This is a genomic window from uncultured Bradyrhizobium sp. (assembly GCF_936943645.1).
Lineage (GTDB): Bacteria > Pseudomonadota > Alphaproteobacteria > Rhizobiales > Xanthobacteraceae > Bradyrhizobium.
The window spans coordinates 223,231-247,405 of record NZ_CAKZJO010000056.1 but is presented as its reverse complement, the minus strand read 5'-3'; the positions used below and the strand labels follow the sequence as shown (position 1 = coordinate 247,405).

The following is a 24,175-nucleotide window of genomic DNA, read 5'->3' as shown; positions in this document are numbered from 1 at the left end:
CCCGGCGCTTCGCGCCGACCTCCCCCGCAAGCGGGAGAGGTAAGACGAGCCCGTGGCTGCACTTGTATCAACATCACCATCCCTCAATATCCCCGCGTGCGATCGACACGTCCGGGCAAGTCCTCGCCGCGGCGGTGACGATCGATGACATCGAGCACGAAATCGACGGCCGTATCCGGCGAGGTCATGGCCGCATTGTGCGGCGTCAGCAGGATGCGGGGGTGGCTCCAGAACGGATGGCCTGAAGGCAGCGGCTCGGGGTCGGTGACGTCGAGCACCGCACCCGACAGTGCGCCGCTATCAAGGGCGGCGAGAAGATCTGCCGCGATGAGGTGCGGGCCACGCCCGACGTTCACAAGGGACGCGCCGCGCGGCAGACGCGCGAACAGATCGGCGTTCAAAATGCCGCGTGTCTCGTCGGTCAGCGGCAACAGGCAGATGAGGATGTCGCTCTGCCCAAGGAATTCTGTCAGCGCCTCCGCACCGGCGTAGCAGGCCACGCCCTCGATCTCGCGCGGCGAGCGGTTCCAACCCGATAGCGGGAAGCCGAACGCCTTGAGACGTTCGAGCACGGCCTGGCCGAGCTGGCCGAGCCCCACGACGCCGACACGCCGGCGCCCGGCCGGCGTAATCCGGATCTCGCGCCAGACCTGCTCCTTCTGCTGGTTGATGAAATCGAGGAGGTCGCGATGCAACGCCAGCACGGCCATGGTGACGTATTCCACCATGGTCTCGGCAATGCCGGGCTCCAGCATGCGGACCAGGGGAAGGTGCGCCGGAAGTATTGATGCGTCGAACTGATCGACGCCCGCGCCGACCGAGAACACCAGTTCGAGATTGGGGAACGTCGTCGCGATATCGTCGGGCGGCACCCATGCGACGAGATAGCGGACGTCGGCGGGATCGCCGATGTCAGGCCAGAGCCGGAACGGGACGTCGGGCGCACGCTCCGCGAAGAAGCGCGCCCATTCGGCGCCGCGCACCATGTTGGCCTTGTAGAGAACCGCCATGCAGGTCCTCAGAACGGGCTGACCGGCGCCAGCCGCCGGCCGTCGATCATGCGCTTGTGGCTGTAGGCGGCGGGATCGACCAGCGGCGTCGCGCCGGTGACGATGTCGGCGGCGAGCTTGCCGGCCGCGGGGCCGATGCCGAAACCGTGGCCGGAGAAGCCGGTGGCGAGGAAGAAGCCGGGCAGCGCATCGACCGGCGAGATCACCGGAATGGTGTCGGGCGTGCAATCGATGGTGCCGCCCCAGGCTTCCGCGATCTCGATGTCCTTCAGCTCCGGGGTCGCCTTGATCAATGAGGCGAGCGCCGCAGTGACCAGCGACATGTCGGGCTCGGGATCGCGCACGCGCTCGGTCTCGAACGGCGACGGCTTGTCAAAACTCCAGCTGGTGCCGCGCATGAGCTGGTCGAAGAACGACTTGCCGAACGACAGCTTCAACCCGTTCTTGCGATGCTGATAAGTCGGCCAGAACGTGCGCGCGTAGCGGAACAAATCGGGCGACAGCTCGACCGTGCCGCGGTTGCGCAGCGCCAGCGTGAAACCGCCGTCGAGCCGGCGGCGGATGCAATAGAGATCGGTGCCGAGCGCGCCTGAGGTGATCTCCGGCGCCGGCGTGGTCCGGCATGCCGTGGCATTGACGAGGCCGATCGGCAGCTCGATGCCGTGACGGCGACAGAACAGCGACGACCACGCACCGCCGGACAGCAGCACCGATTGCGTGCGGATGGTGCCCTTCTCGGTGACGACGGCGCTGACGCGCCCGCCAGTCGTCTCCAGTCCGCGCGCCGCGCAGCCCTGATGAATGGTGACGCCGTGTTTTCGCGCGGCCGTCGCCAGCGCGGGCACCGCCATCGACGGCTCGGCGCGGCCGTCACTCGGCGTATGCAGGCCGCCGACCCAGGCGTCGGTATTGCCCGGCATGCGCTCGGCGACCTCGGCCGGCGTCAGCACGGTGGAGTGAACCTGCATCTCCCGCGCGACGGCCGCCCACCGCTCCCAGCTCGCCAGCTCGTCCTTGCTCTTGGTCAGGAACAGCACGCCGGTGCGACGAAAGCCGGCATCGACGCCGGCATCGTTCTGCATGTCCTCCCACAGGCGCAGCGCCTCGCGCGCCAGCGGGATCTCCTCGCGCGCGCGGCCCTGCTGCCGGCACCAGCCCCAATTGCGGCTCGACTGCTCGCCGCCGACATGCCCCTTCTCGACCAGCGCGACCGAGTGCCCTTTCTTTGCGAGATGATAGGCCGCGGAGACGCCGATCACGCCGCCGCCGATGACGACGACGTCCACCTGCGCCGGCAGGCGATCGTCGCTATTGATACGGTTGAGCGGCGGGGACATGGGGTACTCCTGGAGGTCAGTTCGATCGAATCTTGGGCGTCATGGGATGTTCATGCGCGGATCGAGCGCGTCGCGCAGGCCGTCGCCGAGGAAGTTGAAGCTGGTCACGGCGAGCGTGATGGCAACGCCCGGCGCAATCGCGAGCCACGGCGCGCTGGTGAGATAGATCTGCGCGTTGTTGAGCATGTTGCCCCAGCTCGCCGCCGGGGGCTGAATGCCGTAGCCGAGATAGCTGACATAGGATTCCAGCAGGATCGCCTTCGCAACGTTCAGCGTCGCGGCGACCATGATCGGCGCGATCGCGTTGGGCACCAGCTCGCGGAACATGATGCGCAGGTTCGACGAGCCGAAGGCGAGCGCGGCGACCGCGAATTCGCGCTCCCTGAGCGCGCGCACCTGCGCCTCGACGACGCGCGCCACCGCCATCCAGGCGGTTGCCGCGATCAGCACCGTGGTGGTGACGAGGCCGGGCTCGGTGAGCGCCGCCAGCGCCAGCAGCAAGAAAATCGTCGGGAAGCACAGCACGGCGTCGACCAGCCGCATCAGCACCGCGCCGACCACGCCGCCGTAGAAACCGGCGAAGGCGCCGACGACGATGCCGACCGCCATCGCGATCACCATCGCGACGATGCCGATCGAAAGCGACACGCGCCCGCCCATCATCAGGCGTGCCAGCACGTCGCGGCCGAGCTCATCGGTGCCGAGAATGTGCGCGCCGGACAGCGGCGGCGCGAACCGTTTCATGATGTCGATATAGGTGTCGTCGAACGGCAGCAGATAAGGACCGAACGCAGAGCCGAGCACGAGCACCAGAATGATGACGGCGCCGGCGAGCGCCAGGCGATGCCGGCGGAAGCGCCGCCATGCGGCCTGGCCGGGCGCGAGCTGTGCGGAGGTGAGGGTTGCAGCCGTCATCGCCTAGCCCACCCGGATGCGCGGATCGACGACGGCATAGAGGATGTCGGCAAGCAGCGAGCCGATCAGCACCATCGTCGCCGAGAACATCAGGATGCCCATCACCACGGGATAGTCGCGATAGCCGATCGAATCCAGGAACAGCCGCCCCATGCCGGGCCAGGTGAACACGGTCTCGGCGACCAGCGCGCCGCCGAGCAGCGTCGGAAACTGCAGGCCGGCGACCGTGATCATCGGCAGCAGCGCGTTGCGCAGTGCGTGCACCGTGAGGATGCGCCATTCCGGCATGCCCTTGGCCCGCGCGGTGCGGATGTAGTCCTGGTTGATCACCTCCAGCATGGAGGAGCGCATGAAGCGGCCCCACATCGCGGTCTCCACCAGCGCAAGCACCATCGCGGGCGCGATCAGATGGTGCAGCAGGTCGAGGAAGGAGCCGTCACCGACGGTCTCACGGTTGCCGGCCGGCAGCCAGCCGAGCTTGACCGAGAACACGTAGATGGTGACGAGGCCGAACCAGAAGGTCGGGATCGACAGGGCGATCATGGCACCGACGGTCGCCAGCGTGTCGAACAGCGAATAGCGCCGCAGCGCGCCAAGGATGCCGATCCAGCAGCCGAGCAGCACCGCGATGATCGTCGCCGTCGCCATCAGCTCCAGCGTCGCCCCGAGATGCGAGGAGATCACCGACAGCACCGCCTCGCCGTCGCGATAGGACTTGCCCCAATCGCCCTTCAGCATGCGGCCGAACCAGTCGAGATACTGGATCGGCAGCGGCCGATCGAGCCCGAGCTGCCTGGTGACGCGGTCGAGATCCTCCTGCGTCATCTGCGCGGAGGCAGCGAATTGCGACAGCGGACCGCCCGGCGCCATGTGCAGGATGGCAAAGCCGATCGCGGAGACGATCACCAGCAGCATGATCGCCTGCCCGAGGCGGTTGACGACGTAACGGGCCATCTCAGGCTGCCCCGCGCAACCGATCCATCAGGCCCAGTACCATTCGCGGATGTTCCAGCAATTGATGGAGGTGTTGATGTTGGGACGGAAGCCCTGCAGCCCCTCCTTCACGCCTTCGGCGATGAAGCCCTGGAACAGCGGCAGGATCGCGAGGTCGTTGCGGATCAGCTTTTGCAACTCGCCATAGGTGGTCTTGCGCTGCGCGATCTCGAACTGCCTTGCGCCATCGGCGAGCAGACGATCGGCCGCCTCGCTCTTGTACTGATAGGTGTTGTAGCCGCGGCCGCCCTTGGCGGGGATGGCGCCGGAGCCGAAGCGCGGCGTCACGTCGGGGTCGCTGCCGAGCATGAAGTTGACGGACACCAGCACCGAGTTGAATTTCGACTGCTGCCAGAAATCGCCCCAGATCACGGCGGCCGGCATGTTGTTGACGCGCATCGCAGCGCCGATCGCACGCCAGTCCTGGATCAGGAGCTGCTGGGTCTGCTCGCGCACGGCGTTGCCTGACGTCGTCGAGTTGGTGAATTCGAGCTTGACGCCGCCCTTCTCGCGCACGCCGCCGGAGCCGCGCGTCCATCCGGCTGCATCGAGCAGCGCGTTGGCCTTGGCGGGATCGTATTTGTGCTGCGGCAGGCCCTGCTGGAACGACCAGGCCTGCTGCGGCACGAAGCTCTCGGTCTGCGTCGGCAGGCCGTAGTTCAGCGCGTCGATGATCGCCTGCTTGTTGATGGCAAGATAAAGCGCCTCGCGCACGCTGCGATCGGCGAAAGGACCGAATTCCAAATTGGGCGCGATGTGCTCGACCGAGGAGGTCGAGGAGACGAAGATCTTGCGGCCCTTCAGGGTCTTCGCCTCCTGCACGAAGTTCGGCAGGATGCCCTGCAAGCCGGTGTAGTCGACCTGGCCGGTGCGGAACTGGGTGTAGAGCACGGTGAGATCTGGGATGTATTTGAAGACCACGCGTTCGACGTAAGGTCCCTTGCCGTGATAGCCGGTGTTGGCGTTCAACTGGATGTGGTCGCCCGGCACCCGCTCGGCCCACCGGAACGGCCCGGTGCCGACGGGCGCGTTGTGGAACGGCGAGGCATTCGGATCGGACACCTTCTCCAGGATGTGCTTCGGCACGATGAAGGTGAGCGACAGGATCGACATGTAAGGCGAATAAGGCGCTTCCATGCGCCAATGGATCTCGTCGGGCGCGACGACCTTGATGTCCTTGACGAGGCTATGGCCGACGCGGTTGCGGACGCGGAAATCGGGATTGTTGATCAGATCGAGCGAAAACTTGACGTCCTCGGCGGTGAAGGCCGTGCCGTCGTGCCACTTCACGTCGCTGCGCAGCTTGATCTTCCAGATCAGGCCATCGGCCGACAGACCGCCGTTCTCGACGGTCGGGACCTCGCGCGCGAGGTCGGGGACGAACTTGCCGTCGGGCTCGATGAACCAGAGCGGCGAGAACACCTGCCACCAGATGCCCTGGTCGACCTCGATGCCTGGCATCAGCGGATGAAAGACGGTCGGCTCCTGCGACAGTGCCGCGATCACCTGCCCGCGCGGCTTGTCCGGCGGATTGCTCGGGCGTTCGCTCTGGGCAAAGGCGTTGCCTGAAAGCGTCCATCCCGCCGCGGCGCCCGCGCCGAGCTGGAAGAATTGCCGGCGATTGGGAATGCCGAAATGCAATCCGCCAACGCCGAACTTGCCGGTGCTGTCTGCCATGACCAGTCTCCGTTCCCGCACGCGGCACCGTCTCCCGCGCCCCCGAAGACCCCGGCAAGAGTGGGCTTTAGTGCTTCTAAATTTTTCGATCAAAATTTCATCATGACTAAATACAGCTGTCAATCGCATTGCTAGTATGCGCGACCTTTTCACTCTGACTGAAGCCTCGGACCGGTACGGCCGGGGCTCGTAATGACGCATGGGAGAGCGACATGGATGGTCGCGGCGATACGAACGGCACGAAGGAAGCGACCGAGGCGGACGACGCGGTCGACCAGCGCCTTGGCGAGACTGTGCGGCTGCTGCGTCAGCGTGCCGGCCTCTCGATCCAGGACGTCGCCACCAAGACCGGCCTGTCCACCGGCATGATCAGCCAGCTCGAACGCGCGCGCGCCATGCCCTCGATCCGCACGCTGCGCCTGCTCAGCATCGCGCTCGACGTTCCCATCTCCTACTTCTTCGAGACCAGCGATCCCGCCGATGTGCAGCGCTACATCGTGCGCAAGGGCAGTCGCCGGCTGCTACGCCTCACCGCCAGCGGCGTCGTCAAGGAAGCCCTCACGCCCGAAGGCAAGGGCCAGCTCGAGCTGTACGAGCTCACGCTCAATCCCGGCGCATCCTCGGGCACCGACTTCCTGCAGCACACCGGCGAGAAGGCCGGCTACATCCTCTCCGGCAGCCTGCGGCTGTGGCTCGACAATCAGGCCCATGTGCTGGAAGCCGGCGACAGTTTCCGATTTCCGAGCATCGTGCCGCACATGTTCGACAACCCGACCCAGCAGGCGGCGCGCGTGATCTGGGTGACGACGCTGCGGCAGACCGATTCGCCCGCGGGTTGAGGCGCGCGCCGCCCGATACCACCGGAAATTGCCCTCGACGACGCCGCATTGAGTCTGTAGCCACGAGAGACCGGAGACATCTGCCGAGCGGACATGGGGGTCCGCGCCGGACCGCGTTGGTAGGAGACCATGAAACTCAGGGGGCTTCTGACACTCGCGATGGCCGCACAGGTCGTCGTGACCGCGGCGGCCCTCCTCGCCTCCTATGCCGTGTCCGGACCGGGCTTCGGCGTGGCCCAGATCGCGGCCCTCATCGCAAGCGTCGCCATTGCCGCTCTGCTCGCGCGCCTCTGCAACGGCGCGATCGAGAGATCGGAGAGGAAACACGACCTCGCGCAATCGGCCGAGCTGGCGCGGGCCCGCAGCGACGCTGCGCAGATGACGCAAGCCGTCATCAGGACCGCGCTCGATGCCTTCATCCAGATCGATGACAACGGCACCGTGCTGGAGTGGAGCTTTCAGGCCGAGGCCCTGACCGGATGGACGCGCCAGGAGGCGCTCGGTGCCGACGTCGTCGATCTCATCGTCGCCGAACCGCTGCGTGCCGCCTTCAGGCAGCGCATGACGCGGCTGGTCCCGGAACTGTCGAACGCGCCGTCGGGCATGCGCTTCGAGCTCACCTTGATCCACCGGAACGGCGAGGCGATCCTGGCCGAGGCCTCCAGCACGGTCTTGCGGCTGGGCGGACGTCCCGTCATCAACACCTTCGTCAGGGACATCACCCAGAAGCGCGCGGCCGAGGAGCAGCTGGTGCAGTCGCAGAAGATGGAGGCGGTCGGGCAGCTCACCGGCGGCATCGCGCACGAATTCAACAATATGCTCACGGTGATCACGGGCACGATCGAGATCCTCGCCGACGCCGTCAAGGACAACCCGCCGCTGGCGACCATCACCAAGCTGATCAGCGAGGCCGCCGACCGCGGCGCCGCGCTGACGTCGAGCCTGCTGTCCTTTGCCCGCAAGCAGGCGCTGCAACCGGCCGATATCGACGTCAACGCGCTGCTCGAAGAGCTGGCAAAGCTGCTGCTCGCCACCTTCGACAAGAAGATCGAGATCGCGACCCGGCTCGACCGCAACGTCTGGCTCGCCTTCGCCGACCGCGGCCAGCTGAGCTCGGCGCTGCTCAACCTCGCGATCAACGCCCGCGACGCCATGCTGGACGGCGGCCGGCTGACGCTGACGACGCGCAACGTCGTGTTCGGCGTGCGCGAGGCGGTGGCGGTCGGCGCCGGCTACGCGGGCGACTACGTCGAGATCGAGATTGCCGACACCGGCACGGGCATTCCGCAGGCCATCCTGGAGCGCATCTTTGATCCGTTCTTCTCGACCAAGGAGGTCGGCAAGGGCACCGGCCTCGGGCTCAGCATGGTGTTCGGCTTCGTCAAGCAGTCCGGCGGCGGCATCAAGGTCGCATCCGAGGAAGGAAGCGGCACGATCTTCACGATCTATCTGCCGAAGGCGGAGGCAAGCGCGCTGCGCCCGACCGGCTATGACGACCGCAAGATCATCGGCGGCAAGGAAACCGTACTCTGCGTCGAAGACGATCACGACGTCCGCCAATATGTCACGGTCCAGCTCCAAGCGCTCGGCTACACGGTGATCCCGGCCGCGAATGCGACCGAAGCGCTCGCCATCGCGGCCGACGGCAAGCCGTTCGACCTGCTTTTCACCGACATCGTGATGGCCGGCGGCATGAACGGGCGGGAGCTCGCCGAGCAGATGGTGGCGCAGCGCCCCTCACTGCGGGTCCTGTTCACCTCCGGCTACGCTTACGACTCGCTGCATGCGCAGGGCCGCGCCACGATGGGCGCGCCGCTGCTGCGAAAGCCCTACCGCAAGGCCGAGCTGGCAAGGATGCTGCGCCGCTGCCTCGACACCGCCGTCGATTCCGCCGGCGACGCGATCCCGACGCCCTACTCGGTACAGGCCGATGTCGAAGCCTTCCTGCGCAGGCAGGCGGCGGAAAAGGACAAGCCTTAGCGCACGGCCCAGTGCAGAGGATCAAGAAGAGCATTGCGTAAGGCCTGCTTTCCCAATAGCGGAACACGCGCATTTCCGATCCACGAACTGGACGCATCTCGTCAAATTGCTATCATTGGTTGCTCACTTGTGAGGTGACCCAATGTCGGCAAACATCCACTCTGTGGTGCTGGCGGGCTTCGGCGGCTTGCTTCCGACCACAGCGCAGCTGGCTGCGTCATTTGCAGCGCAGCCAGAGCAACCGCTTCCGCACTGGCATATTCTTTTTGGAATCGCTTTGTTCTTCCTGATAGGCGCCGTTCTAGGCTTCGCGCTAAACAAGGAAAGTGATCTCGCAAAGGCCGTCGTGATCGGCATATCGGCGCCTGCACTCATAACCAATATCCTCAACGGGGCGACGGCAGGCGCCAACAAGGCCCCGCAGCAAATCCCGCCGAAGGTGATCGAACTGCGGCCGCCCGAGCGAAGTTCCTGGTGGCCCGGACTCGTGACATTCGCCTTTGCGCAAACATCGCAACCGAGTGCTTCGACGAATTCTCCCGCCGGACACAAATCGATCGTGCTGTCGACGTCCTACGCCGGCCAAAGTCGCCCCGACAACAATAACTCACTGGCGATCGTTGCGATCGGAACGAACGGCCAGAGAACGTCACTCGGGCTTTTTAGCCCATCTCAGTTCGCCGTGCTGCCGGTCCCCGACGACACCGCGAAACTATCCATCAAGGCAGGCGATAGTCTCAATCGGGAGTTGGAGCTGTGGCCTGATGGCAAGGGCCCGCCCTCGTTCGTCGTGAACGTGAGATTGCTCGGGAGAACCACCGCCACGGGGGATATCTTGTGGTCCCTGGGAGCAGACCGAAGAGCGTCCATTGTCGACGCGGACATCACGAAGGTGGCCCTCGCCGCTTACGCGCCGCCCACCACCACAGATCAAGGCGCGCGGAACTGTAGCGACGAAAAGACGCTGACATCGCTGCCTGGAAGCGGCACCGCGCAGGTCACTTTCACCAACAGCGCCGATGCGCTTCGCAACGTCTACTGGATAAACTATGCCGGCCAGCGGGTCTTCTATCAGGCATTGCAGCCTGGACAGCACTACGTGCAGCCCACCTTCATCAACCATCCCTGGGTGATTACCGACAGCGGAGGCGCATGCAAGGCCGCGCTCATCACACAGCAACCAAATGTTGATTTTCTGATCAAGAATTAGGGACGAAAGACGCCCGCTGCCGGCCTCCGAGCTTCAATAGCCACGGCGGCATGCGGGAGGCCGACCACCCCGATCATGCAAGCGTCAGCTCATCCTTCGCCGCAGCGTCGCCGAGGGCGTCTCGCCGAATTTCTCGCGATAGGCGCCGGCCATGCGGCCAAGATGGGTGAAGCCGAGATCGAAGGCGATGTCGGTGATGGAGGCATCGGGCGATGCTTGCGCGAGCCGCGCGTGCAGACCGGCGAGGCGCATGTCGAGCAGCATCTGCGAGATCGACAGGCCGAAGTGACGGCGGAAGCCGAGCTGCAGCGCGCGGATGCCGATGCCGGAGGCGCAGGCGAGCTGCGCAAGATCGAGCGGTGCGCCGGAATTGTCGGCCAGATGGTCGCGCGCGACGCGCAGCGCGCGCGGCAGACGCTCGGCCCGGCCGGAGAATGTGTGAATCGCATCCGACAAACCGTGGCGCTGGCCATTGAGCAGATGATCGAGCAGAAGCTCGCGCCAGTCGGCCATTGCAAGCGGGGACAACGTGCCCGACGGACCGAGACGCTCCGCGAGCGTCATCAGCTCGGCAAGGCTGTGCCGCAGCGCTCGGCCGGCCTGCCCCTGCAGATCGATCACGGGATCGAACTCGACCGTGCCTGCCGCCCTGCCCGACAGCGCCGCGGCGCGCTGCTCGACCATGCGGCGGTCGAGCAGCAGGATCGCCTGCGCGCAATCGCACCACATCATCCGCGTCGGGATCGTCGGCGACAGCAGCGACGCCGTCCGCTCCGGCGCAGCCTCGAGCTCGGTGACGCCGGCGCGGATATGGGCGGTGCCCGTGAGCGGGATTTGCACCAGGAAGAAGCGCTCGAGGCAGCCGGGATCGATCCCGACCGATCCGCCATAGGCGACGTAGTTGATCGAAAAGCCGTCATAGGCCGCGCAATTGTGCCGGGCCGAGAAGGCGGCGGCGCGCGCTTTTGCCGGCTCGAGGTCATGCGGGCAGAAGATGCGCCCGATCTGTTCGGCCGCTTCGTCGACGTCGTCGGTGGTGACGCGGGCGAAATCCGCGAGCCGTTCGGTCGCGGAGCCCCTTGCGCTCGTTTCCAGCACGGCTGCGGACATCGTCGACCACGCTTCGCGTCACGGAATTGCTTTAAGCCTATAATAATTCCCGCAAGCCGAGAAGAGCCGCGCCGGCAAAATTGTCGTGCTGCACGGCAGCAACCATCGCCGGATTCGTTTAGCGGATAGACAGCGCTCCCCTGCTGACCCAAGCTCCCTTCCCGCCGGAATCCAATGGGAGCGCGACATGACTGCACTCGAAAAAGGCATTACCGCCAACGGCACAGGCTATGGCGGCAAGAGCTGGAACATTTTGGGCCAGGTTTATTTCCCCAAGGCCGTCACCGACTCCACCTTTGCATTCGAGACCAACAGCGATCCCGGCCAGTTCGTGCCGGTGCACATCCACCCGACCCAGGACGAGTTCATCCTGGTGCAGGAGGGCACGCTGGACCTCAAGCTCGACGGCAAATGGGTGAAGGCTCACGCCGGCGATCTCGTGCGCATGCCGCGCGGCATCCCGCACGGCTATTTCAACAAATCCGACAAGCCGTGCCGCGCGCTGTTCTGGGTCTCGCCGATGCAGAAGCTCGAGGCGCTGTTCAACCAGCTGCATAATCTGACCGACCCGGCCGAAGTCGTGCGCATCTCGGCGCTGCATGAGGTCGACTTCCTGCCGCCGGAAGCCAACGACTAGGCGAAAGCTCCCCGTCCACTTTCATCTGCTTGCAGGCCCGCCGGCCGCACCTTGCGGCCGAACGTGGCCGCTTGCGCGCGGAAAACCCAATCGATTGCGAGCAAACCCATGGTCAGTCCCAAGCATGTCTGCGTGATCGGCGCCGGCGTCTCCGGCCTTGCTGCCGCCAAGGCGTTCTCTGCCCGCGGCCACCGCGTCACCATCGTCGAGCGCAGCGGAGATCTCGGCGGCGTCTGGGAGCCGGCGCGCTCCTATCCCGACGTGCAGACGCAGAGCCCGAAGGAGCTCTATCGCTACACCGACCGCGCCATGCCGCAAGGCTATCCGGAATGGCCGACCGGGCCGCAGGTCCACGCTTATCTCGCCGACTACGCCAGGAGCTTTGGCCTCGATCGCATGCTGCGGCTCGGCACCGAGGTCGCCGGCATGGCACGCCGCGCCGACGGCAGGCCGGGATGGACGCTGACGCTCAGATGCAAGGACGGCGCGGGCACCACCGAGGATTTCGATTTCGTCGCGGTCTGCACCGGCCAGTTCAACGAGCCGCGCCAGCTGCATTGCCCGGGAGAGGACGGCTTCCTCGCGCAGGGCGGCCGGATCCTGCATTCGTCGACATACGGCGACCCGGCGCTGGCAAAGGGACGCCGCGTCGTCGTGCTCGGCGGCTCGAAGTCCGCGACCGACATCGCGGTCAACGCGGTGAAATCGGGCGCGCGCGAGGTCACCATCGTGATGCGTGAGCCGGTCTGGCGCATCCCCTATTTCATCGGCGGCCTCGTGAACTTCAAGCGCATCCTCTACATCCGCGCGCAGGAGGAGATGTTTCCGGGCTGGGGCATCAGCGCGATGGGACGGCTCGCGCACCGCATCGCCGCGCCGCTGGTCTGGGCGAACTGGCGCGGGCTGGAGAGCCTCTTGAAGGCGCAGCTCAAGCTCGGCCGCTGCAACATGGTGCCGAAGGAGCGGATCGAAGACGGCGTCAACTGCTCGGTGCCGATCGCAACGCCGGGTTTCTATCCGATGGTTGCCGACGGCCGCATCAAGGCGGTGTTCGGCAGCTTCGACCATTACGACGGCGACGGCATCGTGATGAGCGGCGGCGAGCGCATCAAGGCCGACGTCGCGGTGCTCGCGATCGGCTACAAGCTCGGCGTGCCGTTCCTGCCCGAGGCCTACCGGCAGAAGCTGGTCGATGCCGACGGGCAGTACCGGCTCTATCGCCTGATCGCCAACCCCGACCTGCCCGAGCTCGGATTCGTCGGCTTCAACTCCTCGTTCTGCACCGTGCTCTGCGCCGACCTCGCCGCCAACTGGCTGGTGCGCTATGCCGACGGCCAGCTCGCCAACCAGCCGACGGCGCAAGCGATGCGCGACAACATCGAGATGATGCTGCACTTCAAGCGCGTCGAGCGGCCAGCCGCCGGCGTCTATGGCGGCCTGTGCGTCGCGCCCTATCACTACCGCCATTTCGACGAGCTGATGGCCGACATCGGCGCGAAGGAGCAGAAGCGCGGCGGGCTCAAAGGACGCTTCCAGCCGCCGGACGCAGATGCCTATGCCAAATTCCTGGCGACGGCGCCGGACTACCGGGCCGCATAAGAATTCTGGCCGGGCAGGATTTGCGTCTCGCCAGCCCTTGCGTCCGTTGCTTACGATCTCCTGGCCTCGAATCGACGGGAACCGGCCATGGGATTGAGACGTCTTGCCATCTTTGCCGCTGTCGCTTTCGTGGTCGCAGCGCCCGCCGCCGGCCAACAGCGTGCGCTCGCGCCCCGGCAGTCCGAGGCAGTCGCCGCCTATGACAAGGCGCTCGCCGAATTCAAATCGGTCCTCGCCGAGCGGCGGCGCCAGATCGACGCGAGAGAGCCGCTGCCGAACCTGCCGGGACAGGCGCTCTACCTGGCACGCGTCGCGGTGATCAGCAGCTACAAGGATCTCACCGACGCCATGCCGTCGCGGATCGGCCGGCCCAACAAGTTCGAGATTCCTCCCGCCTATTTCGACGCCGATATCGAGTCGCTGATCGACGAATATTCAAAGCTGTTCGACGTCATGGAGGCGCCGCCGGCGAATGCGCAGAACTCGGCGACACCGTTCAAGGACGTCGTCGACCTCGCCACGGTGATCGCGCGCGCCAAGGGGCTTGCGCTCGACCACGCCGCTGCCGCGGGGCGCATCAGCCTCGGGCTGTTCTTTGCCGAGACCAACGGCAAGCAGAACGTCCGCAACGGACGCTCCAACACCTATATGGGCAGCTTCCAGACCGGCCCCTCCGAGGACCGCAACGGCCATCGGAAATGGCAGGCCATCAAGAGCGAGATCGCCGCGATCGATCCGTTCCTGAATGCGCGCGACGACAGGGAAGAGGCGCGCGCCCGCGGCATCGATCTCCGCTTCAACCACTGGACCAACGTTCGCGACGGCCTGATGAACGCGCATGCCGACGTCTTCCGCGAGATCCCCGCCATCGTGAAGACGCTGCCTGACACGATCGACCAGATGAAGCTGTTCGAGCTGATCCAGATCGTGCCGACACCGACGCGTGCCGCGCTCAAATCCGGCGATCTCCTGAATTACAGGGTGTCCAGCCCCACCATCATGAAGCACCTGCGCAACAACAGCATCTTCGCTTTCGGACGGGCCGACCGCGCGAGAACATCGGCCAGCTACCGCGAGATCCTCGCCGCGATGTTTCTGTTCAACCGGAAGTTCGAGAAGGCGATGGCGAAGTACGCGGAGATCAAGCGGCGGTAGGAGATTATCTCTTGCCCAAGTCCTCTGCGAAACGCAGGAGGTAGCCGTCAGGGTCTTGGACCAGGAATTGCCTGTTGCCGCGCTCCTCTCCTGCGATTCGATACCACGCGTCATGACACTCTCTGAAGAGCGGCCATTTCTCATGCTTCAGTGCATCGAGAAGGGGTGCCACGGAGTCGACGAACATCTGAAAGTTGATCCCGCGCCCCAGTGGTCGTTGCAGAATCCCAGTTTCCCAGTTGCCATTTTGTTGCTTCAGCATGACCTGGGATCCTTGTAGCTCGATGTACACGAAGTGATTCTCCGGTCGCTGATACGCGATCCGGAAACCGAGTATCTCGCACCAAAAATTCTTGCTCTGTCCCAAGTCCAAAACGTCCAGCTCGGGGACGAGCCGGGCAAAGCCCCCAGTTGGTAATCTATCTGCTGGTCGGTCCACGGCTCGCAGTTCTCCCGCATTTGTAGTCGACGACGTCCACTTTCGAGGCCGCTGAACGACAAGCGGACATCCGACGCGACCAAGGTCGAGCGTCTCCCTGTGGGCTGAACGTCCTACTCCGTCCGGATCGGCGCGTCCTTCAGGCCATTGTTGTCATAGGCCTTGCGCAGCGTGCCGTTGGTCGTGGCTTCGGTCATGAACTTGGTGACGAAGGCCAGTGCCTGCTGATGGCCGAGCGGCACGGCGACGGCGGTCACCGTCTTCTTGAAGGTCTCGTCCAGCACCTTGGTGCCCGGAATCTTTTGGGCCATCTTGTTGAGCTGGTCGCGCGACAGCGCGAAGGCGTCGATCTCGCCGCTCTTCAAGAGGCCGAAGATCTCGTCATAGGTCTGATAACCCGTGACCTTCGCCTGCTTCAGATGGGCGATCGCGCCGCGCATGGTCGTGGTGGCATTGACGGCCGCGACCTTGATTCCGGGCTGGTCGAGCGTCGCGAAGTTGGTGACGGTCGAGCCGGGCTTGACGATATAGGTGGCGTCCGCGACCTCGTAGATCGGGCCGAACGCCATCTTCGTCTCGCGCTCGGGATCCTTTGGCAACCAGGTGACATCCCAGGTACCTTTCGACGCGGCGTCGGTGATCTGTCCGGAATTCTGGTGCACGACATATTCGACCGATACCCCGAGCTGCGCGGCCATCGCCTTGCCGAGATCGACGGGGACGCCGGCATAGCCGGCTTCGGTCTTGGTCGACCAGAACGCCCCGCCCGCGGGGCTGATGGCGATCGCGACCCGCAGCTTGCCGGTCGGTGCGATCTCGTCCTTCAAGCCGTCGGCTAGCGCGGGCATCGCAACCATCGCGGTGAGAGCAAGGCCGGCGAGGGCCGACCGGAATGGCGCTGGCATGTCATGATCTCCCCACCTTTTCTTCTTCCCGGCCGCTCTATCCGGCTCGCGCGGCCTTTGAGACAATTGTGGTCGATCGTGCGCCCGGTGAAAAGCGGTTTGTCATGACAAATCTGTCAAAGGCCACACCGCCCTGTGCAGCGCAAGGCCGGCGACTGCCATGGCTATGGTGTTCCACGGCCGGGCATTTGTTGGTAGCCTGCCGCACCGACAGACGATACCCGGGGGCCACCGAATGACCGCATCGAATCCCGCATCTCCCGCACGGCGCAATGAAGCGTGGAGACTGGCCGGGCGGACGCTGGCCACTGCTGCGGCCGTGGTCGCGCTGACGGGTTGCGAGGACAAGAACACGTTCGTGGCACCGCCGCCGCCCAAGGTGGACGTGGCGACGCCGGTGCAGCGACCGGTCACGCGTTACATCGAGGCCACCGGCAACACCGCGCCGATCAAGAGCGTCGATCTCGTGGCGCGGGTCCAGGGCTTTCTGCAATCGATCGATTATCAGGACGGCAGCTTCGTCAAGCAGGGCACCCAGCTTTTCACGATCGAGCCCGAGACCTACAAGCTCAAGCTCGAACAGGCGCAGGCCGCCGAGGTCGGCGCCCAGGCCTCGGTCCGACAGTCGGAAGCCGATTACAAGCGGCAGGCCGAGCTGGTGCAGCGCCAGGCGGTCTCGCAGGCCACGCTCGACAATTCCACCTCGGCACGCGACAACGCCCAGGCCAATCTGCAGCAGGCGCAGGTCAATACCAGGCTCGCCCAGGTCAATTACGGCTACACCAAGGTGACGGCGCCGTTCGACGGCATCGTCAGCGCCCACATGGCTTCGGTCGGCGAGCTCGTCGGAGTCTCCTCCCCCACCCAGCTCGCGACCATCGTCGCGATGGACCCGATCTATGTGAACTTCACCGTCAACGAGCAGGACGTGTTGCGCATCCGCGCCGAAGCGGCCCGGCGCGGGCTGACCCCCGCCGACATGAAGCAATTCCCGATTCAGGTGGGATTGCAGACCGAGACCGGCTATCCGCATGAGGGCAAGCTCGACTACGTCTCGCCGACCCTCAATCAATCGACCGGCACGCTGGCGGTGCGCGGCCTCGTCCCCAACGACAAGCGCGTGCTGCTGCCCGGCTATTTCGTCCGCGTCCGCGTGCCATTCGACCAGGAGAAGAGCGCCCTGCTCGTTCCCGACACCGCGCTCGGCAGCGACCAGGGCGGCCGCTATCTGCTGGTGGTCAACGGCGACAACGTCGTCGAGCAGCGCAAGGTGCAGATCGGCCCGGTCGACAACGGGCTGCGCGTCATCGAGGGCGGCCTGAAGCCCGAAGACCGTGTCGTCATCGCGGGACTGCTGCGGGTGATCCCGGGCCAGAAGATCGACCCGCAGGTGACGAAGATCGAGCAGTCGCAGGCCTCGAGCAAGTAAGGGGCCGGCCATGATCTCAAAATTCTTCATCGAGCGGCCGGTCCTCTCGAACGTCATCGCGCTGCTGATGATCCTGATCGGCGGCGTCGCGCTGTTCAATCTCGCCATCGCGCAATATCCCGATGTGGTGCCGCCGACCGTGCAGGTGACCACGCGCTATCCCGGCGCCAGCGCCAAGACCGTGATCGACACGGTTGCCTTGCCGATCGAACAACAGGTCAACGGCGTCGAGGACATGCTCTATATGCAGTCCTACAGCGGCTCCGACGGCACCTATACGCTGACCGTGACCTTCAAGATCGGCACCGACCTCAACTTCGCGCAGGTGCTGGTGCAGAACCGCGTCTCCAGCGCGCTGTCGCAATTGCCCCAGGCCGTGCAGAACCAGGGCGTCACCGTGCAGAAGCGGTCGACCTCGATCCTCCTGTTCGTGACGCTGACCTCGCCGGATTCGCGATACGACAGCCTTTATTTGAGCAACTACGCCACCATCAACATCCGCGACGAGCTCTCGCGCCTGCCCGGCGTCGGCAACGTCACCGTGTTCGGCGCCGGCCAATATTCCATGCGGGTCTGGCTCGATCCGAACAAGCTGCAGGTCCGGGGCCTCGTGCCGCAGGACGTCATCAACGCCATCCAGCAGCAGAGCCAGCAGGTCTCCGCCGGCCAGGTCGGCGCGCCGCCGACGCCCGCGGGCCAGGCGTTCCAGTACACGCTCAACGTCAACGGACGGCTCGACGACACCAGCCAGTTCGAGAACATCATCGTCAAGTCGGGCAGCAGCGGCGACGTCACGCGCGTACGCGACGTCGGCTGGGTCGAGCTCGGTGCGCAGACCTACAGCCAGATCTTCTCGCTCAACAAGCAGCCCGCCGTCGGCATCGGCGTGTTCCAGTCACCCGGCGCCAACGCGCTCCAGGTCGAAAAGGCCGTCGAGAAGAAGATGGCCGAGCTCGCCAAGCGCTTCCCGGAAGGCATCAAATACGACACGCCGTTCGACACCACCAAGTTCGTCGAGGCCTCGGTGCACGAGGTCTACATGACGCTAATCGAGGCCGGCCTCCTCGTGCTGGTCGTGATCCTGGTGTTCCTGCAGGACTGGCGCGCGATGCTGGTGCCGGCAACGACCGTGCCCGTCACCATCATCGGCGCGTTCGCGGCGATGGCGGCGCTCGGCTTCACCATCAACATGTCGACCCTGTTCGCGATCGTGCTCGCGATCGGCATCGTGGTCGACGACGCCATCGTGGTGGTGGAAGGGGCCGCCCACAATATCGAGCGGGGCATGAACGGCCACGACGCTGCGATCAGGGCGATGGACCAGCTGTTCGCGCCGATCGTCGGCATCACCCTGGTGCTGATCTCGGTGTTCCTGCCGGCCTCGTTCCTGGCCGGGCTCACGGGGCGCATCTATTCGCAATTCGCGCTGGTGATCGCCGCGACCGCGCTGCTCTCCGCCATCAACGCGGCGACGCTGAAGCCGACGCAATGCGCGCTCTGGCTGCGGCCGACGGTGCCGCCGGAGCAGCGCAATTTCTTCTACCGCGGCTTCAACGCGGTCTACGACCGCGTCGAGCGCGGCTACACGCGGCTGATCACGTTCCTCGTGAAGCATGCCACCATCTCGGTCGCGTTCGCGCTGCTGGTCATCGGCGCCAGCGGCTATGGCCTGTCGCGGGTGCCGACCGGCTTCCTGCCGATCGAAGACCAGGGCTATCTGATCGCCGCCGTGCAGCTGCCGGACGGCGCGGCGCTGGAGCGGACGCAAGCGGTGCTCGACAGAGCGAGCGGGCTGATCAAGGAGACGCCCGGCGTGGCGCAGGTCATCACCATCGCCGGCATCTCTGCGCTCGACAACAGCGCCAGCCTTGCCAATGCCGGCGTCGCCTACATCATCCTGAAGGACTGGGACGCGCGCAAAGGGCCCGGCGAGGATCTGCGCTCGCTGGTCTATGGCCTCAACGACAAGCTCGCTGCCATCATGGAGGCGCGCACGCTGGTGCTGCCGCCGCCGCCGATCCAGGGTATCGGCAACGCCGCCGGCTTCTCGATGCAGGTCGAGCTGCGCGACGGCAACAGCGACTTCGCCAAGCTGCAGGCCATCACCGGGGCGATGGTCTCGAACGGCCAGAGCCAGAGCGCGCTGCAGCGCGTGCAGTCCTCGTTCCGCTCCTCCGTGCCGCAATTCAACGTCGAGATCGACCGCGTCAAGACCCAGACGCTGCACGTCACCACCGACCAGGTGTTCTCGGCGCTGTCGACCTATCTCGGCTCGTCCTTCGTCAACCAGTTCAACAAGTTCGGCCGCGTGTTCCAGGTTTACGCCCAGGCCGATCCGGCGTTCCGCCTGACCGAGCGCGACATCGCCAACATGCAGGTGCGCAACTCCAACGGAGACATGATTCCGATCGGCACCGTCGCCAAGATCACGCCGGCCACCGGCCCGTCGCTGATCAGCCTCTACAATCTCTATCCGTCCTCGACCGTGATCGGCCTGCCGGCGCAGGGTTATTCCTCGGGCCAGTCGCTGAAGCTGATGGAGGAGATCGCGGACAAGACGCTGCCGCCCGGCACCGGCTATGAATGGACCGCGATGTCGTACCAGGAGAAGGCGGTCTCGAACCAGATCTACTGGGTGTTCGGCCTCGCCATGCTGCTGGTCTACCTCGTGCTCGCGGGCCAGTATGAGAGCTGGTACGCGCCGATCTCGGTGATCCTCGCGGTGCCGCTGTCGCTGCTCGGGCCGATGCTGATCCTCTCCGGACTCAAGATCGACAACAACCTCTATTGCCAGATCGGCCTGATCCTGTTGATCGCGCTGTCGGCCAAGAACGCGATCCTGATCGTCGAGGTCGGGCTCGAGCTGCACGGCCGCGACGGCAAGTCGATCATCGAATCCGCGATCGAAGCGGCACGCGCACGCTTCCGCCCGATCCTGATGACGTCGTTCGCCTTCATCCTCGGTGTGGTGCCGCTGGTGCTCGCGACCGGGGCCGGCGCCAGCGCGCGCAAATCGATCGGCATCACGGTGTTCTCGGGCATGCTGGCCTCGACCTGCCTTGCGGTGCTGTTCGTGCCGGCCTTCTTCGTGGTGGTGCAGCGCTTCGAGAACTGGCGGGCGAGCAAGAAGACGCCGAAGGCGGCGGAGGTCAAGCCCTAAGCCTTTTCGGCCGTTACCTGCCTTGCCTCGCCGCTCGACACCAGCAGCACCGAGACCTTCGACTGCCGCAGCACGGCATCTGCGACGCCGCCGAAAGAGAGATGGTCGGCCTGGATGCGGTCGACGCCCATGACGACGAGATCGACGTCGGTCGTCTCGATCTCGCGCAGGATCGCGGCCTCCGGCGCCCGGTTCACCCGCAGCGTGGTGGTGATGTCGACGTCGTAGCGGGCGGCAAGATCGCTGGCGTCCTTGAGGATGCCGGCCTCCTGGCTGAGGCCGCGGGAGGCGCCGCGCTGCGCGCCCTTGTCGCGGGTGGTCGCGACATAGATCACCCGCAGCGAGCCTGATCCGCCCTGCGCCAAGGCCACCGCGACCTCGGCGCCGCGCTTGGAGATGCCGCTGCCGGAGACCGGGACGAGGATGTTGAGGGCGTCGGGGTTCGGCTGCTTCAGATGCTTGCCCTTGGCCGCGACGATCGCGAGCGGCCCCTCGAACGTCGCGGCGATGTCCTCGATCTTGCGGTCGAAGCGATCCTTGGTCACAGCAACCTTGTCGATGCCGACGACCAGAAGGTCAAAGCCCTTGCGCGCCTCCTCAGTGATGGTCTCGCCGAGTTCCGCGCGCCGCGCGCGGGTAACGACATCGACGCTGCCGACGTCGTCCTCGGTCTTGGCGGAGACCGCCTCGGCCGCCTTTTTCACCACGGCCTCGTGGCTCTCCTCGGCGTCGCGGCTCTTCTCCTGCTCCTTCGCGCTCTTGCCGATATGCAGCACGGTGATCGGCAGGCCGCGCATGCCGGCGATGAGGCCCGCGAGGTGGGCGGCGAAGGTGGCGTTGACGCTCTCGTCCACGGCGAGCAAGGGACGTTCGAGATTGGCGAGGAAGCCGCGCTTCTCGAACTCCTCCCGCTCCAGCCGCTCCTTCTCCTCCTTGTCCATCGGCAGCCGCGCCAGCGCCGCGCGCAGCATCGGCGGCATCGCCATCGTGGTCACGATCGCCATGGTGACGATCATCGTGAACAGGTTCTGGCTGAGCACGCCGATGGACAGGCCGATGGTGGCAATGATGACCTCGGTCGAGCCGCGCGCGTTCATGCCGCTGGCGAGCGCCAGCGATTCCCGCGTGCTCAGCCCGCCCAAGGTGCCGCCGACGAAGGCGCCGCCGAACTTGCCGACGCTGGCGATCACGACCAGGAGGCCGGTGAGCATGAGGAGATCGGGATCGCGCAGCACCGAGAGATCGGCGGCAAGGCCCGCGAGGCCGAAGAACACCGGCATGAAGAAGCTCGAGATCAGCCCGCGCAGGCGCTCGTCGATCTGCCGCGTCAGGATCGGGGATTCCCCGACCAGGATGCCGGCGACGAAGGCGCCGAGAACGGTGTGGACGCCGATGGCATGCGTGATCATCGCCATCACGCACATCAGGAGCAGGATCACCGTGATGACCGCCGCGGCGCTGACGAGGTTGTCATTGGCCCAGCGGATCAGCTGGAACACCAGCCGGCGCCCGATGGTGAAGCTGACGGCGAGGAAGGCGAGCGTGCCCAGCACGGATTTTGCCACAGAGGCGACGTCCAGCGTGCCGTGCGAGGCGAGGCTGAAGATGACGGCGATGATGATCCAGCCGATGGTGTCGTCGATCACGGCGGTCGCGACGATGATCTGGCCGACATTGCGCCGCATGAAGTTCATCTCGCGCACGACCACCGCGACGATCTTCACCGACGAGATCGACAGCGCCGTGCCCATGAACAGCGAAGCCACGAGGCGCGCTTGCGGATCGGGCAGCAATGCGTCGGGCAGGAACTCGCCGAGCGCGAAGCCGCAGGCGAAGGGCACGAGGATGCCGGCGATCGAGATCGCGATGGCGGCCTTGCCGACTTTCCTGACCAGCTTGAGGTCGGTCTCCATGCCCGTCAGCAACAGCAGCAGCAGGATGCCGACTTGCGCGATGCCGTCGATCATCGCCTTCTGCTCGGGCGCTTTGGGGAAGATCGCGGCTTGCGCCTCCGGCCAGATCCAGCCGAACAGCGAGGGACCGAGGATGATGCCGGCGAGCAGCTCGCCGATCACCGAGGGCTGGCCGATCCGCTGCATGATCTCGCCGAGGCCCCGCCCGACCGCGATCAGCAGCACGATCTGCGCCACCAGCAGGAATTCGGAGGGACCTGCGGCTTTGCCCGTTTCAGCACCGGCCGCCGCGGTGGTGAAGGCGAGCGCCGCGAAGACAAGACCGACGGGTCGGAGCAGGCGCCATGGCATGCAGATGATTTTCCCCCTTTACCCCGGTGTCGGGGCCCACGGCGATAGAACCCGCGGGAGGTGGCGCGGGTTCCAGACGCGTGAGACAGGCCGTGACGACAAAAATTGCGAAAACAACCCCATGCACAGTAGGGATGGCATTGAAAAGGCTCAGGAAAATTTCGGCCTTGCCGAAGCGGTTTTGCTTCGTCGGGCAAAACAGGGGTAGAGTTGCATGATCGGCGGCGTGCGTGACGTGCCGCCCGCAATTTTCTGTGTCCCGGCTCTGCGCTCCGCTTCGCTGCGCTTGTCCGGGACACGGAGCCCTTACACCGCCGCAGGCGTCCGGATCTCGCGGGGCAGGATGATGGCGGCGGCGATGGCGAGCAGGCAGAGGCCGGCGAAGGCGTGGAGCATGGTGACGAAGCCGCCCTGCTCGTAGAGCCAGGCGACCAAGCCGACCGAGGCGCCGGCCGCGGTGAAGCCGATGAAGTAGCGCACCGCATAGGCGCGCGAGCGCCATTCCTCGCTGGTGTATTTGCCGACCATGGCGTCGTTCACCGTAACCTGTCCGAACGCGCCCATGACGATGCCGATCGACACCAGGATCAGCGGCAGGTTGTTCAGGCTCGCGGCCAGATACAGGAACGGCGCCAGCATGAACGACAGCGGCAGCGCCACCGTCTTCAGCGAGTAGCGGTCGAGCAGCCGGCCGATCGTGTACTGTGTCATCGCGCCGAACACGTAGACGCAGGCCGCGATGACGCCGAGCAGCGCCGGGCTTTTGGTCAGGTCGGCAAGCCGCTCGGCGAACAGCTTGGGCAACGCCACGGTGACGGCGTTGAAGGTGGTCGAGATCGCGATCACCACGATCAGCAGCGACAGCACCACGCGCCACATGTCCTGCTTGGCGACGCGCGCCTGCGCCGCCGCCTGCTTCGAGCCCTTGCGGTCCTCGTGCACGACCAGCAGCGCAAAGGCGATGCCGATCATGATGGTGACGATGCCGGGAATGATGAAGGCAAAGCGCCAGCCGAGATATTGGCCGATCACGCCTGTGGCCAGCGCCGAGGAGGCAACCCCGAGATTGCCCCAGACGCCGTTGATGCCCATCTCGCGGCCGAGCCTCTCGGCGTAGGAGACGATCATGGCGGTGCCGACGGGATGGTAGATCGAGGCGAAGATGCCGATCGACAGCAAGGCGGCGCCGAGCTGCGCCGGGGTCTGGACGAGGCCGACCGAGATCATGGACGCCCCGATGCCGACGAAGAAGATCAGCATCATGTGGCGGCGGCTCCAGCGGTCGCCGAGCCATCCGGTCAGCAGCGAGCCGGCGCCGAAGGCCACGAAGCCCGGCGTCGCATACGGCAAGAGTTCCGAATAAGCCATGCCGAGTGCCGGGCCCATGATGATGACGGCCGCGGCGAAGATCAGCATCGAATAATGGTCGATGAAATGGCCTGCGTTGACGAAACTGATCACCCGGCTTGGACTGTTAAGACCTGGGCTGTTCATTCCCGAATCCTCTCCTGCTCCG

At 65.5% G+C, this 24,175-nt stretch carries 18 protein-coding genes; 8 read left to right on the top strand and 10 right to left on the bottom strand.

The genetic code is table 11. The annotated features are described in order from the left end of the window. Window positions 1-83: 83 nt before the first annotated feature. Genes Q0743_RS16380 through Q0743_RS16360 form a run of 5 tightly spaced genes read right to left on the bottom strand, consistent with a single transcriptional unit; the run spans window position 84 to window position 5,932 of the window. Window positions 84-1,010 (bottom strand): glyoxylate/hydroxypyruvate reductase A, encoded by a 927-nt coding sequence (locus tag Q0743_RS16380; RefSeq protein WP_298242545.1) that lies wholly within the window; start codon window positions 1,008-1,010, stop codon window positions 84-86. Window positions 1,011-1,018: 8 nt separating this feature from the next. Further along, window positions 1,019-2,347: an FAD-binding oxidoreductase gene (locus tag Q0743_RS16375; protein WP_298242544.1), complete on the bottom strand. Its 1,329-nt coding sequence runs from the start codon at window positions 2,345-2,347 to the stop codon at window positions 1,019-1,021. A 39-nt stretch (window positions 2,348-2,386) separates the two neighbouring features. Then, window positions 2,387-3,262: an ABC transporter permease gene (locus Q0743_RS16370; RefSeq protein ID WP_298242543.1), complete on the bottom strand. Its 876-nt coding sequence runs from the start codon at window positions 3,260-3,262 to the stop codon at window positions 2,387-2,389. A gap of 3 nt (window positions 3,263-3,265) precedes the next feature. Continuing rightward, the gene (locus Q0743_RS16365) at window positions 3,266-4,216 is read right to left on the bottom strand and encodes an ABC transporter permease (protein WP_298242542.1); all 951 of its coding nucleotides are present in this window, start codon (window positions 4,214-4,216) and stop codon (window positions 3,266-3,268) included. A gap of 27 nt (window positions 4,217-4,243) precedes the next feature. Then, complete coding sequence (locus Q0743_RS16360; protein WP_298242541.1) at window positions 4,244-5,932, bottom strand: peptide ABC transporter substrate-binding protein; 1,689 nt, start codon at window positions 5,930-5,932, stop codon at window positions 4,244-4,246. Between the two features lie 212 nt (window positions 5,933-6,144). On the opposite strand from Q0743_RS16360, the gene Q0743_RS16355 reads away from it, so the two are divergent. The 3 genes from Q0743_RS16355 to Q0743_RS16345 all read left to right on the top strand — a co-directional run bounded on the left by Q0743_RS16355 (window position 6,145) and on the right by Q0743_RS16345 (window position 9,961). Continuing rightward, entirely contained in the window at window positions 6,145-6,771 is a 627-nt protein-coding gene (locus Q0743_RS16355; protein ID WP_298242540.1) for a cupin domain-containing protein, read from the top strand. 129 nt (window positions 6,772-6,900) lie between these two features. Beyond that, window positions 6,901-8,751 carry an ATP-binding protein gene (locus tag Q0743_RS16350; protein WP_298242539.1) on the top strand — a complete coding sequence of 617 codons (1,851 nt, stop codon included), beginning with the start codon at window positions 6,901-6,903 and terminating at the stop codon, window positions 8,749-8,751. Window positions 8,752-8,893: 142 nt separating this feature from the next. Further along, window positions 8,894-9,961, top strand: coding sequence for a hypothetical protein (locus tag Q0743_RS16345; protein WP_298242538.1), 1,068 nt, complete (start codon window positions 8,894-8,896; stop codon window positions 9,959-9,961). Between the two features lie 84 nt (window positions 9,962-10,045). On the opposite strand, the gene Q0743_RS16340 is transcribed toward Q0743_RS16345, so the two are convergent. Further along, entirely contained in the window at window positions 10,046-11,071 is a 1,026-nt protein-coding gene (locus Q0743_RS16340; RefSeq protein ID WP_298242537.1) for an AraC family transcriptional regulator, read from the bottom strand. Between the two features lie 187 nt (window positions 11,072-11,258). Between Q0743_RS16340 and Q0743_RS16335 the strand changes: the two genes are divergently transcribed. From Q0743_RS16335 to Q0743_RS16325, 3 genes are all read left to right on the top strand, one after another. Then, on the top strand, window positions 11,259-11,708 hold the full coding sequence (locus tag Q0743_RS16335) for a cupin domain-containing protein (protein ID WP_027560751.1): 450 nt from the start codon (window positions 11,259-11,261) through the stop codon (window positions 11,706-11,708). A gap of 108 nt (window positions 11,709-11,816) precedes the next feature. Further along, window positions 11,817-13,307 carry an NAD(P)/FAD-dependent oxidoreductase gene (locus tag Q0743_RS16330; protein ID WP_298242536.1) on the top strand — a complete coding sequence of 497 codons (1,491 nt, stop codon included), beginning with the start codon at window positions 11,817-11,819 and terminating at the stop codon, window positions 13,305-13,307. Window positions 13,308-13,394: 87 nt separating this feature from the next. Beyond that, window positions 13,395-14,462 carry a hypothetical protein gene (locus tag Q0743_RS16325; protein ID WP_298242535.1) on the top strand — a complete coding sequence of 356 codons (1,068 nt, stop codon included), beginning with the start codon at window positions 13,395-13,397 and terminating at the stop codon, window positions 14,460-14,462. A 4-nt stretch (window positions 14,463-14,466) separates the two neighbouring features. On the opposite strand, the gene Q0743_RS34280 is transcribed toward Q0743_RS16325, so the two are convergent. Together Q0743_RS34280 and Q0743_RS16315 are read right to left on the bottom strand one after the other, a co-directional pair. Continuing rightward, window positions 14,467-14,901: a bleomycin resistance protein gene (locus Q0743_RS34280; protein ID WP_367184919.1), complete on the bottom strand. Its 435-nt coding sequence runs from the start codon at window positions 14,899-14,901 to the stop codon at window positions 14,467-14,469. Window positions 14,902-15,014: 113 nt separating this feature from the next. Then, entirely contained in the window at window positions 15,015-15,806 is a 792-nt protein-coding gene (locus Q0743_RS16315; RefSeq protein WP_298242533.1) for an ABC transporter substrate-binding protein, read from the bottom strand. Window positions 15,807-16,041: 235 nt separating this feature from the next. On the opposite strand from Q0743_RS16315, the gene Q0743_RS16310 reads away from it, so the two are divergent. Both Q0743_RS16310 and Q0743_RS16305 read left to right on the top strand, forming a co-directional pair. Continuing rightward, window positions 16,042-17,235 (top strand): efflux RND transporter periplasmic adaptor subunit, encoded by a 1,194-nt coding sequence (locus Q0743_RS16310; RefSeq protein ID WP_298242532.1) that lies wholly within the window; start codon window positions 16,042-16,044, stop codon window positions 17,233-17,235. Between the two features lie 10 nt (window positions 17,236-17,245). Continuing rightward, on the top strand, window positions 17,246-20,395 hold the full coding sequence (locus Q0743_RS16305) for an efflux RND transporter permease subunit (RefSeq protein WP_298242531.1): 3,150 nt from the start codon (window positions 17,246-17,248) through the stop codon (window positions 20,393-20,395). Here the strand turns inward: Q0743_RS16305 and Q0743_RS16300 are convergent. Further along, window positions 20,392-22,659, bottom strand: coding sequence for a cation:proton antiporter (locus tag Q0743_RS16300; RefSeq protein WP_298242530.1), 2,268 nt, complete (start codon window positions 22,657-22,659; stop codon window positions 20,392-20,394). The two genes, Q0743_RS16305 and Q0743_RS16300, sit on opposite strands and share 4 nt — an antisense overlap. A 306-nt stretch (window positions 22,660-22,965) precedes the next feature. Then, the gene (locus Q0743_RS16295; protein ID WP_298242529.1) at window positions 22,966-24,153 is read right to left on the bottom strand and encodes an MFS transporter; all 1,188 of its coding nucleotides are present in this window, start codon (window positions 24,151-24,153) and stop codon (window positions 22,966-22,968) included. Window positions 24,154-24,175 lie beyond the last annotated feature (22 nt).

Bases quoted from the DNA above. Each gene is read 5' to 3' on its own strand.
- Q0743_RS16380 (WP_298242545.1), bottom strand. From the start codon at position 1,010: ATGGCGGTTCTCTACAAGGCCAACATGGTGCGCGGCGCCGAATGGGCG.
- Q0743_RS16375 (WP_298242544.1), bottom strand. From the start codon at position 2,347: ATGTCCCCGCCGCTCAACCGTATCAATAGCGACGATCGCCTGCCGGCG.
- Q0743_RS16370 (WP_298242543.1), bottom strand. From the start codon at position 3,262: ATGACGGCTGCAACCCTCACCTCCGCACAGCTCGCGCCCGGCCAGGCC.
- Q0743_RS16365 (WP_298242542.1), bottom strand. From the start codon at position 4,216: ATGGCCCGTTACGTCGTCAACCGCCTCGGGCAGGCGATCATGCTGCTG.
- Q0743_RS16360 (WP_298242541.1), bottom strand. From the start codon at position 5,932: ATGGCAGACAGCACCGGCAAGTTCGGCGTTGGCGGATTGCATTTCGGC.
- Q0743_RS16355 (WP_298242540.1), top strand. From the start codon at position 6,145: ATGGATGGTCGCGGCGATACGAACGGCACGAAGGAAGCGACCGAGGCG.
- Q0743_RS16350 (WP_298242539.1), top strand. From the start codon at position 6,901: ATGAAACTCAGGGGGCTTCTGACACTCGCGATGGCCGCACAGGTCGTC.
- Q0743_RS16345 (WP_298242538.1), top strand. From the start codon at position 8,894: ATGTCGGCAAACATCCACTCTGTGGTGCTGGCGGGCTTCGGCGGCTTG.
- Q0743_RS16340 (WP_298242537.1), bottom strand. From the start codon at position 11,071: ATGTCCGCAGCCGTGCTGGAAACGAGCGCAAGGGGCTCCGCGACCGAA.
- Q0743_RS16335 (WP_027560751.1), top strand. From the start codon at position 11,259: ATGACTGCACTCGAAAAAGGCATTACCGCCAACGGCACAGGCTATGGC.
- Q0743_RS16330 (WP_298242536.1), top strand. From the start codon at position 11,817: ATGGTCAGTCCCAAGCATGTCTGCGTGATCGGCGCCGGCGTCTCCGGC.
- Q0743_RS16325 (WP_298242535.1), top strand. From the start codon at position 13,395: ATGGGATTGAGACGTCTTGCCATCTTTGCCGCTGTCGCTTTCGTGGTC.
- Q0743_RS16315 (WP_298242533.1), bottom strand. From the start codon at position 15,806: ATGCCAGCGCCATTCCGGTCGGCCCTCGCCGGCCTTGCTCTCACCGCG.
- Q0743_RS16310 (WP_298242532.1), top strand. From the start codon at position 16,042: ATGACCGCATCGAATCCCGCATCTCCCGCACGGCGCAATGAAGCGTGG.
- Q0743_RS16305 (WP_298242531.1), top strand. From the start codon at position 17,246: ATGATCTCAAAATTCTTCATCGAGCGGCCGGTCCTCTCGAACGTCATC.
- Q0743_RS16300 (WP_298242530.1), bottom strand. From the start codon at position 22,659: ATGCCATGGCGCCTGCTCCGACCCGTCGGTCTTGTCTTCGCGGCGCTC.
- Q0743_RS16295 (WP_298242529.1), bottom strand. From the start codon at position 24,153: ATGAACAGCCCAGGTCTTAACAGTCCAAGCCGGGTGATCAGTTTCGTC.